11 protein-coding genes are annotated in these 12875 nt (G+C 53.4%); 3 read left to right on the forward strand and 8 right to left on the reverse strand.

The features are described from left to right. Position 1: 1 nt before the first annotated feature. The 3 genes from LWL52_RS17515 to LWL52_RS17525 all read right to left on the reverse strand — a co-directional run bounded on the left by LWL52_RS17515 (position 2) and on the right by LWL52_RS17525 (position 3215). Entirely contained in the window at positions 2 to 2047 is a 2046-nt protein-coding gene (locus LWL52_RS17515; protein WP_242922493.1) for a T9SS type B sorting domain-containing protein, read from the reverse strand. Positions 2048 to 2312: 265 nt separating this feature from the next. Then, on the reverse strand, positions 2313 to 2921 hold the full coding sequence (gene recR, locus LWL52_RS17520; RefSeq protein ID WP_242922501.1) for a recombination mediator RecR: 609 nt from the start codon (positions 2919 to 2921) through the stop codon (positions 2313 to 2315). Between the two features lie 12 nt (positions 2922 to 2933). After that, positions 2934 to 3215 (reverse strand): ATP-dependent Clp protease adaptor ClpS, encoded by a 282-nt coding sequence (locus LWL52_RS17525; protein WP_242922503.1) that lies wholly within the window; start codon positions 3213 to 3215, stop codon positions 2934 to 2936. Between the two features lie 256 nt (positions 3216 to 3471). Between LWL52_RS17525 and LWL52_RS17530 the strand changes: the two genes are divergently transcribed. Together LWL52_RS17530 and LWL52_RS17535 are read left to right on the forward strand one after the other, a co-directional pair. Further along, on the forward strand, positions 3472 to 5634 hold the full coding sequence (locus tag LWL52_RS17530; RefSeq protein WP_242922505.1) for a S9 family peptidase: 2163 nt from the start codon (positions 3472 to 3474) through the stop codon (positions 5632 to 5634). Between the two features lie 92 nt (positions 5635 to 5726). Next, on the forward strand, positions 5727 to 6269 hold the full coding sequence (locus tag LWL52_RS17535; protein WP_242922507.1) for a hypothetical protein: 543 nt from the start codon (positions 5727 to 5729) through the stop codon (positions 6267 to 6269). 128 nt (positions 6270 to 6397) lie between these two features. Here LWL52_RS17535 and LWL52_RS17540 read toward each other — a convergent pair whose 3' ends face one another. From LWL52_RS17540 to LWL52_RS17555, 4 genes are all read right to left on the reverse strand, one after another. After that, positions 6398 to 7165, reverse strand: coding sequence for a DUF6503 family protein (locus LWL52_RS17540; RefSeq protein ID WP_242922509.1), 768 nt, complete (start codon positions 7163 to 7165; stop codon positions 6398 to 6400). Positions 7166 to 7316: 151 nt separating this feature from the next. Continuing rightward, positions 7317 to 7976: a YceI family protein gene (locus tag LWL52_RS17545; RefSeq protein WP_242922511.1), complete on the reverse strand. Its 660-nt coding sequence runs from the start codon at positions 7974 to 7976 to the stop codon at positions 7317 to 7319. Between the two features lie 46 nt (positions 7977 to 8022). Beyond that, the gene (locus LWL52_RS17550) at positions 8023 to 8478 is read right to left on the reverse strand and encodes a MarR family winged helix-turn-helix transcriptional regulator (protein ID WP_367615722.1); all 456 of its coding nucleotides are present in this window, start codon (positions 8476 to 8478) and stop codon (positions 8023 to 8025) included. 173 nt (positions 8479 to 8651) lie between these two features. Continuing rightward, complete coding sequence (locus LWL52_RS17555; protein ID WP_242922512.1) at positions 8652 to 9641, reverse strand: dipeptide epimerase; 990 nt, start codon at positions 9639 to 9641, stop codon at positions 8652 to 8654. A 265-nt stretch (positions 9642 to 9906) separates the two neighbouring features. Here LWL52_RS17555 and LWL52_RS17560 point away from each other — a divergent pair, with 265 nt between their 5' ends. Further along, the gene (locus LWL52_RS17560; protein ID WP_242922514.1) at positions 9907 to 11337 is read left to right on the forward strand and encodes a dicarboxylate/amino acid:cation symporter; all 1431 of its coding nucleotides are present in this window, start codon (positions 9907 to 9909) and stop codon (positions 11335 to 11337) included. 150 nt (positions 11338 to 11487) lie between these two features. Here the strand turns inward: LWL52_RS17560 and LWL52_RS17565 are convergent, their stop codons facing one another. Then, positions 11488 to 12831, reverse strand: a complete 1344-nt coding sequence (locus LWL52_RS17565; RefSeq protein ID WP_242922516.1) for a saccharopine dehydrogenase family protein — start codon at positions 12829 to 12831, stop codon at positions 11488 to 11490. Positions 12832 to 12875: the final 44 nt, after the last annotated feature.

A 12875-nucleotide genomic window follows, 5' to 3' on the forward strand; every position in this document is an offset into this window, starting at 1 on the left:
ACTATTGGACAAGGTTCACGTAGCCGGTAATCTGCCGTTTGCTCGGTAGTGTAAAAATGTACATGTAGGTATTTTCGGGTAAGCGGCTACCCCGGTAGGTACCGTCCCACTCGTTCTGATACGAATCACTTTCAAATATCTTATTTCCCCAGCGGGTAAACACTTCCAGCTTCACGCCCGGGAACTCGGTTATGCCGCCCACATGCCAGGTATCATTCACGCCATCGCCGTTTGGCGAGAACGCGTTGGGAATCTTCAGGGCTTTTTCTACCAGCACTACCACAGAGGCGGTATCCTGGCAGCCTGCTTCGTTTGTAACCGTCAGGTGGTAGGTGATCGTCTCCTGCGGGCTGGCAATCGGGTTGGCAATGTTGGGGTTGCTCAGGCCGGTGGCCGGCTCCCAATGATACTGCACACCGCCGCTTCCCTGCAACTCGGCGCCCTTCCCCTGCTCGATCACCACGGTTTTGCCGGCATTTGCTTTCGGAGGCGTGGTGATGATCGCCTCTACTGGTACGCGCTCACTCTCGCACCCGTCCTTTACCACCGACACATAGTAAGTATGGGACTTTTCGAGTCTGGGGGTTACGAACGTGGCCCCTGTAGCGTTGGGGATCGGATCGGCACTTACCGGGTTTTCATACCATCGATAGCCGTTCACATCACCGCCGAAAGCAAGCAGGGTAAGGCTGGCAGGCTCACAGGAACCATCGTTTTGCACCGTTGGCGGCGTTACCACTTTCCGTATCTCTACTGTTACCGGTTTAGAGGATGCTCTGGCTCCGCAAAGGTTGCTGAACTCCAGAGAGTAAGTGCCGCTCTCTGCGGCGTAGTACACGCTGTCTTGTGCATTGGGGATGATCTTGCCATCCTTTTTCCATTGGTAAATGGCGCCCGCAATCTTCTGGCCGGCTAGCCGGACAACCTCCCCGTTACAAACCGAAAGGGCGCCGGTATACGTAATAGCTGGCTGAGGCGGGATCTCTTCCACTTTAGCCTCTACGGGTGTCCGGAAGCTATCGCAGCTGCCGTTGCTAATGGCCACATAGTACGTATAGCTCTCGCGCAGCGGAGGAGTCACAAAAGTATCGTTCACAGCGCCCTTAATGGGGGTTCCGCCAAACTCACTGGTATACCAACGGTACATGCCGTTTGTGCCGCCGCTGGCCTTAAGTGTTATCGGGGAATCTTTGCAACCGCCGCCGCCGGTTGTTTTTGGCGGAACAGGCGCCGGCAGGATGGCAGCCGTCAATTTGTTGTTGCTGACAAATACGCCACAGGTGTTTACCAGTTCTACCGTATAAGTACCGGCCTCTTTTATGGCCTGCTCCTGCAAGCTATCCCCGAATGCTACGCCATCTTTTTTCCAGACATACGTGGCGTTCGGAACATCGGGCGCATAAAGCATCACACTGTCGCCGGGGCAGAACTGCAGCGGGCCGTCTGCGATGACAGAAAAAGATGGTACGGGATGGTCAATGATAAAGTCAACTTTATTCCGGCTGTATACCGGTCCGCAGGGGTTGGTTTCCAAGATTGTGTATTCGCCTGGCTCTGTTACCACAATGCTATTCACGCCTTTGGCAAAGGTTACGCCATCCTTTTTCCATTCGTAAGAGGCGCCGGTAATTGCCGGCACCGACAAGGTTACGCTGCCCACCTCGCACACCGAAGTAGGCCCTGAGGCCTCAATTGTCGGGCGCTTCAGCGTTTTACTTTGTGTTACCTCTATTATATTGGAGGTACCCGTACAGCCATTCTCGTCTGTCACGATCACAGAATATTTTCCGGCCTTGGTCACGTTGATGCGATCCACGCCAGTGGTGCCGTTGCTCCAGGTATACTTTAAACCCGGGCGGGGAGCCGGATCCACTACTTTCAGGATCAGGCTACCGCCGGTACAGATGGTGTTAGTCGTGCCTTCCGTCTGGATGACCGGCGCCGTGGGCATGGTACATTGTGCCCAGGCACACTGGTATGAAATGGCCAGGAGCAGCCAGGTAAATAGAAGCTTGTATAGAAATCCGTTTATATTTAAAGGGGACATAGAAAGACGCGGGAAGCAGGGTGCATTCAGATGTATGGATAGAAATCAATGCTTTAATACATGATTTATCTAAAAAAGTTATGCCTTCATCTTTTTTCAGGATACTGCCGGACGGCGCTTTTGGATACAAGCTTCTCGTATCACATTAGTACATAGCGATAAATCTATTCTTAACGCACAAAATACCGGCTGCAACGCTGAAAAAAAATAAAAAAGCCCGGGCGTTTACCCAGGCTCTTAAAACGTGACTTGCAGCAAAAATATTTTAAACCCTGCCGTAAGCGGTGCGCTCTACTATACTTCTACCCAATGTTATTTCGTCGGTATACTCCAGTTCCCCACCTACCGGCACGCCGCGGGCAATGGTGGTAATGCGGACCGCACTGTCGCGTAGCTTCCGCGTCAGGTAAAAGGCGGTGGTATCCCCTTCCATGGTCGGGCTAATGGCCAGCAGCACTTCCTTGACTTCGGAAGCAGGCAGTCGCTCAAGCAGCGAGTCGATGTGCAGATCGGATGGCCCCACACCTTCGAGCGGTGAAATAACGCCGCCCAGCACGTGGTAAAGCCCTTTGTACTGCGACGTATTCTCAATGGCAATCACATCGCGGATGTCGCTCACCACGCACAGCAGGCTGCGGTCGCGGAGCGGGTTGGCGCAGATGTTACAGATCTCGGTATCCGAAATGTTGTGGCACTCTTTGCAGTGCTTTACTTCGGTGCGCATCTTCACAAGTGCCTCGGCCAGCGAAAACGACTCCTCCGACTCTTCTTTGAGCAGATGCAGCGCCAGGCGCAGAGCTGTTTTCCTGCCGATGCCGGGCAGCTTTGCCAGCTCTTCCACGGCATTCTCAATCAGTTTGGACGGAAAATTCATGAACCTCCCGCTTTATTCGATGTTGGCCGAAAGCGATTTGTCGTGCAGGGCGGTGCATTTGCCCTCCAACTCCTCGTAAGAGCCCACTTTAACCGTACATTTACCTTTGTAGTGGATGAGTAGCGTGCACTGCTCGGCCTGCTCGGCAGTATGGCCGCATACTTTGATCAGTGTCTCGATCACGTGATCGAAGGTGTTCACATCATCGTTGTATACTACTAGGTTGCGCAGGTCGGTGCTTTCCTCCAGCACCACCACATCCTCTTTATGTAAAATTTCTGTCTCCCAATTCATAGTCCAAAATTACTAAAAAATAAGCACTTTAAGAAGCCCCCGGCCAAGTATAAGCCTGCCCGGAATCACTTCGGTCGCCTTCTGAATGCGGCATAGTTTTAAACACCGCAGGCGGGCGTATAATTCCGGCAGCGCCACAATTCTACTGCTTGGCGTAGGGCTGCAAAAGGGCTTCTTTTTTGCTCCCTACCGATAATCCTGCTTTCTTGCAGGATCATTTACTTACGCGAACATCAACCGCTAAACCTTTGTGATCATGCTTATACCTTCTACTTTTAAACGGCTGCTTTGGCTGTTTGTGCTGATGGCCGCCTCCGGGCAGCTGCAGGCGCAAACCAAAATGCTCAGCATGCAGGATGCCATCATCAACCCGGCCCTGCAACCCGAAAACCTGCCCCAGCTCACGTGGGTGGCGGGCTCCAGCGACTTTACGTATCTGCAAGGCAAAAACGAGGCGCAGGTGCTGGTGCGCGGCACGGCAGCCTCCTCCAAAACCAGCCAGGTACTGACGCTGGCAAAGCTGAGCAGCGCCCTGCAGGCAGCCGGCGGCCAGCAGCTGAAAAGCTTCCCGGCCATACAGTGGGCAGACGCTAACAGTTTTGTGGCCGTTACGCAAAACAAAGTATACCGCTACAACTTCACCACCGGCCAGGCGCAGGTAGTAACCTCCTTTTCCGACTCGGCAGAGACCACTGACCTGGACCCTACCAAGCAGCGCGTGGCTTATACCAAAGGCAACAACCTGTACGTGTCTGCTCCGGGCGCACCCGATGTAGCGGTTAGCCATGAGGCCAACGCGGGTATTGTGTATGGTCAGGCGGCGCACCGCTCGGAGTTCGGCATCACCAAGGGCACCTTCTGGGCTCCTAGCGGCCGCCAACTTGCCTTCTACCGCATGGACCAGACCATGGTAACCGATTACCCTCTTGTGGACATCAACCCGCGCCCAGCCCAGGTACGGAACATAAAGTATCCTATGGCAGGCGATAAAAGCCACCAGGCAACCGTCGGCATCTATAATTTGGCCACCAAAAACACGCTGTACCTGAAAACCGGCGAGCCGGCCGAGCAGTACCTGACCAACATAACCTGGAGCCCCGACGAAAAGTACGTCTACATTGCCGTGCTGAACCGCAATCAGAACTACCTGAAGCTAAACCAGTATGACGCTGCCACCGGTGCTTTCGTGAAAACGCTTTTCGAGGAGAAAAACGACAAGTATGTGGAGCCCGAGCACGGCTTATACTTTGTGCCCGGCAAAAACGATCAGTTTGTGTGGGTGAGCGAGCGCAGCGGCTACGATCATTTATACCTCTACAACACCGCCGGCAAACTGCTGCGCCAGCTCACCAGTGGCAACTGGATGGTAACCAACCTGCTGGGCTTTGACAAAAAAGGGCGCGAGCTATACTATACTTCTACCAAACAAAGCCCGCTGGAGCGCCATCTCTACAAGGTAAGCCTGCACAACGGCAAATCAGAGAAGCTCTCTAATGCCAGCGGCATGCATATGGCCACACTCAGCCCCGATGGCAAATACCTGTTGGACGAGTATAGCAGCACCGAAGTGCCCCGCAACATTGTGGTGCTCGGCAACGACGGAAAAGTACAGCAAACCCTGCTGAAGGCAAAAAATCCGCTCACAGCTTATACCCTGGGCACCACCACGGTTTTCCCACTCAAAGCCGACGACGGCACGGTGCTCTACAGCCGCATGATCACACCGCCTAACATGGACAAGAGCAAGAAATACCCGGTGGTGGTATACCTCTACGGCGGCCCGCATGTGCAGCTGGTTACCAATAGCTGGCTGGCGGGTTCTAACCTGTGGATGCAGCTGATGGCCCAGAAAGGGTACATTGTCTTTACCATTGACTCGCGGGGTTCCGGCGACCGCGGCCTGGCTTTTGAGCAAGCCACTTTCCGCCAGCTGGGCACCGTGGAGATGGCCGACCAGTTAAAAGGAGTGGAATATCTCAAATCGCTGCCTTATGTAGATGCGGACCGGTTGGGTATACACGGCTGGAGCTTTGGCGGCTTTATGACCACTTCGCTGATGACGCGCACGCCCGGCGTGTTTAAAGTAGGCGTGGCCGGCGGGCCGGTGATAGACTGGAGACTCTATGAGATCATGTATACCGAGCGCTATATGGACACGCCCCAGCAAAACCCCGAAGGCTACGATAAAGCCAACCTGCTCAACTATGTGAAAGACCTGAAAGGCAAGCTGCTGCTGATACACGGCACGGTAGACGATGTGGTAGTATGGCAGCATAGTTTATCGTACCTCAAAAAGGCCGTAGACGAGGGCATCCAGCTCGACTACTTTGTATACCCAGGCCATCCGCATAATGTGCGGGGCAAAGACCGCGTGCACCTGATGCAGAAGGTGACCAATTATTTTGACGATAACCTTTAAAATTTTTACTTTCGTATATGGCGGCTACACAAGTGGTCGCCATATACATTTATAGTCTTTTACACCCGGATAAAACCGCCCGTATACCTTATATGCCAACTGTCTCACCCTCCTTCCGCAAAGCCGTAAAGCAGCTGAGCGACAAAGAAAAAGAAGCCATTATTCTGAAGGCGGTACGGCGCGATGCGGAGCTTTACGATCTGCTGCGCTATGAGCTGGAAGAACTTACGCTGGAGGAGCTGTTTGAGCAAAGTAAAGACACCATTCACGAGCTGCTGCTCACGGCCAGTGGCCGCAGCCTGGCCAAGGCGCTGGCCAAAGCCCTGCGCAAAGCCGTAAAGGAAATTGCCCGGTTTAAACGCATCACCAAAGATCCCAAAGCCGAAGCAGACCTCCACCTCTATACCCTGCACCTGATCTTCGACAACTTTACCGGCCAGTTCGACAGCTATTACAAAAGCTTTTTTACCGCTACCACGCGCCTGCTGCTGCGCACCACGCAGCTTGTCCGTAAAAACCTGCACGAAGACTACCACCTGGAGTATAAACCGGAGCTGGATACGATGCTCGAGCACATACACAGCCGTAACAAACCCGTGCCTGCCGGCTTGCCCCGCTCCTTTGAAGTGGCATAAGAAGTATAATGATAGTATGATTGGCTTGCCTGCCCTGTGGCTTGCCGAAAATGCAACAGCAATCCTGCTTTACGCGACAGCCCCTTCCAAAACTCCTACTCACAAGTAGAAGCCCGAGCCCGAAAATTTTAGTTGAGCGGCTTTACGCTTATGTTTTCCAGGTTTGTTTCAGTTACTTTCACCAGCTTGCCGGCTTCGTAGGCGCGGGCATAATTCTCCAGCGGAAGCGGTTCTTTGGCAACATACACCTGATAATCCTGAAAGCGGATGCCCTCCATTTGGCGGGCGTTTACCGCTACCCCAAAGTATGGCTGGCCGGCCTCCCCTTCTGCAACAGCGCGGCTGGCTACATAATCCAGGGTATGGCGCTGCTGATGCAGCCAGAACAGGTACTCCTGGGCCGGATGCAGGCCAGCGGCCTGCGTTGTTACCAGCACCTTGTAGTAGGGCTCCCCGTGCAGGGTGGCCTCGCCCAAGTATGCTTTTTCTGTTTCCGGGTTCTGGGGCAGGTAGGGCAGCATAGCCATTTGAATGGTGGCTAAAACAGCGCTGCCGGCAGCCTGTGTTTCCTGCTGCGGCAAAAGTACTTCTTCCTCGTTTCGTTTGCGGGTAAAGCCGCTGTTGCGCAGCACCTCGTACACGCGCTGGCCGGTTGTGTCGGTATAGGTGCGGCTATACACAAAAGCGCCGCTGTCGTTTAGGGCCCGGTATTGCTTGTTATCCAGCGAAAAAGAGAGGATGCGTTGGTTATACTTCTGGCCTCCCTGTGCCTGCACGGCCTGGCTGATGAGTTGCCGGGCATCCGGTTGATCGGCTCCGCCGCAACTGCTCAAAATCAGCAGCAGCACAGTGCCAAGTATAGCCGGCAGCCTGAAAAATGTCGCGGAGTTTTTCATCTTCAGAAGTATCACCTTAATCAAATAAGTATAGGGCCAATAAGTATAGCGCAGGCAAAGGTAGGGCATTCAAGGCGAAAAGCCACAAACGAAAACCGCTCCGGCCTATTGCTAAGCCGGAGCGGAAAATCAAAACTATAAGAAAGGATGATTACTGCTTGGCAGTAAGGTTGATCGATACCACGAAATCATCGTAGATCGCCTTATCGCCCAGGCTACCAAAGAAGCTTTCGGAACCGTAACGCACGTCATACTTGGCGCGGTTTACGGTTATATCGGCTTTCGCGTTGGCAACGCCTTTGTTCACTGTAACAGTGGCCGGGAAGCTAACAGGGTTAGTCGTTCCTTTGATGGTCAGATCGCCTGTAACTGTATAGTTAGGCTTTCCGGCAGCGGCGTTGGCAATCGGCTTCACGTTTGTTACTTTAAAAGTAGCTGTCGGGAATTTCTCCACGCCAAAGAAGTCATCTGACTTCAGGTGGCCCTCCAGTTTGCCTTTGTACTCTGCATCCTGGATGTCGGTGTTGGAGATAGAGGTCATATCTATCACAAACTCACCGCCTGCCAGTTTGTTGTTGGCAATGTTAAGCGCGCCGCTTTTCAGCTTAAAGTTACCGAAGTGCTCGCCGGTTACTTTTTTGCCATGCCATTTTAGTTCGCTTTTATCAGCTACTACGCTGTAGGCTTTTCCTTTAGCAGGAGCAGCTACTTCAGTGGTTGCCGAAGCAGGCGTTGAAACTTTTGATGTGCCGGCATTTGCTGTAAAGAACAGCGTGGCAGCTAAAGAGGCTAAAATTGTAATTTTCTTCATTTTATAAGTATATGATTGCGTTTTTATTGTGATTCTTTATTTGTGTTTAATCCCGGATCTTATCTAGCAAACGGTTCAGTTCCTGGGCTTCCTGCTCAGTCAGGTTCCGGATGCCGGTTCTTGTGCCGCCCTCCAGGCCGTTCATTTGCTCGAGCAAGGCCAGCCCTTTGTCCGTGATCAGCACATCAACCGTGCGGCGGTCTTCGGGGCACTGCTTGCGCGTTACCAGGCCTTTGGCTTCCAGTTTGTCTACAATGCGCGAGGCGTTGGAGGTTTTATCCAGCATCCGCTCAATCAGCAGGCTAACGGTGGCGGGTTTCGGGTACTGCCCCCGCAGGATGCGCAGGATGTTAAATTGCGGCAATGTGAGCCCATAAGGCTTAAAAAGTGCCGCCTGCTCCTGCCCCAGCCAACCCGAAGTATACACAAGATTGATATAAGCTTTCTGGTACTCGCTCTGGAAAGCACTTTGCTTTATTTCCTCCTCTATCTTCATAGCCATGCGCATTGGTGATACAAATATATGTACATACATTTAATGTACAAACATATCAACACAAATTTTTTAAAAAAGTTTCACAAATAACTGAATATCATACGGCATCATACCCGCTACAGCAAAAATGTAACCGGGACCGCCTCGGATCTGACATTTATTCGCTAGGCGGCTTATACTTACTTCAGATACAAGGCGCCTTCCTGTTCGTGCACCAGGCCGAAGGGCTCCTGCTCCAGCACCATAAAGCTGTCCAGGTCCGCAAAATCAAAGCTTTGGCTCAGTTGCATGGCCGACCAGATGCCTAGCGTGGTTTCCACCATGCAGCCGATCATGGTGGAGAGGTGATGCTGGCGGGCTAACTGCAACAAGCGTACCGCATTTAAGTAGCCGCCCGCTTTCATCAGTTTTATGTTGATGCCGTGAAACTGCTCGCGCAGCAATGCAAAATCAGCCGCATCGGTCACCGACTCGTCGGCTATCACCGGAAAAGGACTCAGGGGTTTGAGGTGCGCGTACGCGGCGGCACAGGAAGCGGGCATGGGCTGCTCTATAAACAACACCCGCTCGCGGTCCAGCTGCGAGAGGAAGGCAAGCAGCTCATCGGGCTCCTGCCAGCTCTCGTTGCCATCCACCACCACCGGCCTGTCCGTCACGCGCAGCACCTCCTGCACCAGGTCGGTAGCCAGCTCGTGATTTACCTTCACCTTCAGGCTGCTGAAGCGGTTAAGCTGATACTTGGTGATAAAGGCCTGCACCTGGCCGGGTTCCATAATGGGCACCGTGTAGCAGGTGGGTTGCGGCCGGGGCGGCGCCTGCCCCAGCATCTGGTGCACGGCAAGGCCTTTGTGCTGGCAGTAATAATGCAGGTAAGCCGATTCCACAGCAAAGCGCAGCGCATTAGCCGGAGCGTATTCCTGCAGCAGCTGCAGCAGGTCTTCCATACTTTTAACATTGGGTAGCCCCGCGGCCAGCAGCACCTGGTACTGCTGCAGCAACAGCTCCGGGGTTTCGCCATAGCGCACGTTGGGCGCCGCCTCGCCAAAACCGTTGAAGGTGCCATCAGTTACCTGCACCAGGAAATTCACTTTTTCATCGGAGGCATTGCGGGCAATCTTCCAGGTATATTTCAGCTTGAGATGCAGGGCTTCTATCCGCCAGTTCAACATAAGTCAGTTTTTTGGTTTTAAAGTTTCAGGTAGTGTCAAGTTGCATTATTCTGTTTAAACTACCTAATGCTTTTGCTTTCTGCCCGCTGCCGCAGCACCTGCCTGTTGCCGAATTCATTGTGCGTTCCCCTTTGCCCATGTGCCCAAAAATCTTATATTTGCTACGTTTTTATACCCATACCACCGGGCCGAAGGCACTACGAAGACCTTGCCTTGCCCAGAAATCACTTGTTTCCGCGCGCTGCGTTCCTGTTTACCTACTTGTATGAAGAAGTCTTTTTTACCGCTTATCACACTGCTTAGCATCAGCATTGCCCTTATTCTAAGTGTGCTGGACCATTATGCTTTTCTTTCCATCTCGGATGATGCCTTGCGTATCGTACGCTGGGTCTGCATTGGCTTTTTGCTGGTTTATGGTGTGCAGAAGCGTTCGCTTACTACCTGGATTCTGGTAAGTATGGTACTGGGGGCCGAGATCGGCTACGACTTTCCGAAAGTTGCCCAGGATCTGAGCGTGCTCAGCAAGGTTTTCCTCAAGCTGATCAAAACCATCATTGCACCGCTTATTTTTGCTACCCTGGTCGTGGGCATTGCGGGCCACTCTAACCTGAAACAGGTGGGCAGCATGGGCTGGAAAGCCATTTTATACTTTGAGGTCGTAACCACGTTAGCTCTTTTTATCGGACTGGCTGCTATCAACATCAGCAAGGCCGGCGAGGGCATCGACATGAAACTGGCCGCCAGCCACGAAGAGATCGTAGCGCCTCCCAAGCAAACGGCAGCCGACATCATCCTGCACGTGTTTCCGGAGAACGTCGCCAAATCGGTAGCGGAAGGCCAGGTATTGCAGATCGTTGTCTTCAGTGTGCTGTTTGCCATCGGCCTGGCCATGGTGAGCGAAGAAAAGCGCAAGCCAATGCTGGCTTTCTGCGAGAGCCTCTCCGAAACCATGTTCAAGTTCACGAACATCATCATGTACTTTGCCCCGGTGGGTGTGGGCGCAGCCATTGCGTACACAGTAGGCCACATGGGCTTTGGCATCCTGCTGAACCTGTTCCAGCTGCTGGCCACGCTCTATGTAGCCCTTCTGGCTTTTGCCGTGCTGGTGCTGCTGCCGGTAGCGCTTATTGCCCGCGTGCCGATCAAGCGCTTTTTAAAGGCGATTTCGGGCCCGGTATCGATTGCTTTCGCTACTACCAGTTCCGAAGCCGCTCTGCCCCGCGCTATGGAGGAAATGGAAAAACTAGGCGTACCACGCCGCATTGTAGCCTTCGTAATGCCTACGGGCTATAGCTTTAACCTGGATGGTACGACCTTATACTTGTCGCTGGCCTCAGTGTTTGTGGCGCAGGCGGCCGGCATTCCCATGAGTTGGGAGCAGCAACTGGTGATGGTCTTTACGCTCATGCTTACCAGCAAAGGCGTAGCCGGCGTGCCGCGTGCCTCGCTGGTCATTCTGCTCGGAACGGTGGCTTCATTTAACCTGCCTGTATGGCCGGTGTTTGCCATTCTGGGCATTGATGAACTGATGGATATGGCCCGCACCTCTGTTAACGTGACCGGTAACTGCCTGGCTACGGCTGTGGTAGCCCGCTGGGAAGGCGATTTCCATCCGGAAGCCGAAGTTGGCCTGGTAGAAACCACCAACCCGGAAATTGCGCTGGCACCGGAAGACGAAACGGCCCGGGTTATCTAAAGGCACACCTTTCAACTGAAAAATAAAAAGCACTACGGCCTGGCAGATATGTCAGGCCGTAGTGCTTTTTAGGTTATGCTTTCACTGTCATATAAAAGCTACTTAACCAAGTATATTTTTAAGAGGGAAGCAGCCGTTCGCCGCAGATCATCAGGCACCAGGTGCTTCCTGCTCTACAAAATCGATCCCGTATTGCTTTAGCTCTTCCAGTACCGGTTCGTAGAGTTCTGGGTAGATGGGGATCACCACGCCGCAGCGCAAGATTTTGCCCTGCAGCAGGCGTTTGGCAAGTATGGCTACGGGCAGGCCCACGGTTTTCGCCATAGCTGTGTGCACCTCATCATCGCCGGTTGCTACCAGCGTGGCGCTTACCTGGTGGGCTTCGCCGCCCTTTTGATACGCAAACAGGTGCTGCATCACGATCATATCTTTATCGCCAGGCGCCAGGGTCCATTTTTCTTTCAGGATCTTTTCGAGCACCTGTGCCGGGGTAGCTCCTGCCAGCTCCACCGGGGTATCGGTAAACAGATCGAGCCAGGCCAGTTGCTGCATTACCTCGCCCTCCGGCGGCAGGCCTAAATATAAACCAAGGCGTGTTTCCAGCGATTGCTCGGGGCTGGTGGCGGCCGGCAAAAAGGCTTCTACAAAACTGCGGTAGGTCATCGTTTCCGAGTTTTCCAGGGTATAGCTGTCGTCGGTAAGGCCCAGTTGTACGAAGACGTCCCAGGCCTGGCAATACCCTTGACGGCGCAACGTGCCGCGCAGCATCGTAGGGATTTCCTGCAGGCCATACGGCTCCCGGTAACTCAGCGAATCGCGGTTGGCATAGCCTTCAAAAGTACCGTAGCCCTCCACATACAATTTCTCGGTGTGCCTGAACAGCTGGTGATAAGGGATATACTTGTACACGCCGTCTTTGATATACTTAGCTGTTCCCTGCCCAGCCAGTACCACGTTGCGGGGGTTCCAGGTAAATTTGTAGCGCCAGGGATTGGTATCGTACGCGGGGGCCACCAGGCCCCCGGTATAAGATTTAAAGGACGTAAGCGTGCCGCCCTCCTGCTTAATGCGGCTGATCACGGCCATTGCCGACATGTGATCGATGCCCGGGTCCAGGCCGCACTCCATCAGAATGGTTAGGTTCTTTTGCTGCGCCTCTTCATGTAGGGCCAGAAAGGCAGGCGTTACATAACTGGCCGTGATCAGGTGCTTTTCCTGCAGGAGGCACTCGCGCGCCACCTCAATGTGGAAAATTGCCGGCAAAAGGGATATCACCAAGTCGGCCTGCTTCACTTCTTCTGCCCGCTGGGCCGCGTTGTGCACATCAAACGGAATGGCCCGGGCAAAAGGCAGCGAGGCCACCAGCGGCTGCAGGTGATCCACCACCATATCGCCAATCGTGATTTGCCAGTTTTCAGCAACAGCATGGTCGAAGAGGTACTTTATCAGCGAAGAGGCCGAACGGCCCGCGCCCAGCAGCAGGATATGTTTCATAGTAAAGCAAGTGGGTAGAGCCTTAAATTACGCATTACACCAGG

It is taken from the genome of Pontibacter liquoris (assembly GCF_022758235.1).
In the GTDB taxonomy this organism is placed as follows: domain Bacteria; phylum Bacteroidota; class Bacteroidia; order Cytophagales; family Hymenobacteraceae; genus Pontibacter; species Pontibacter liquoris.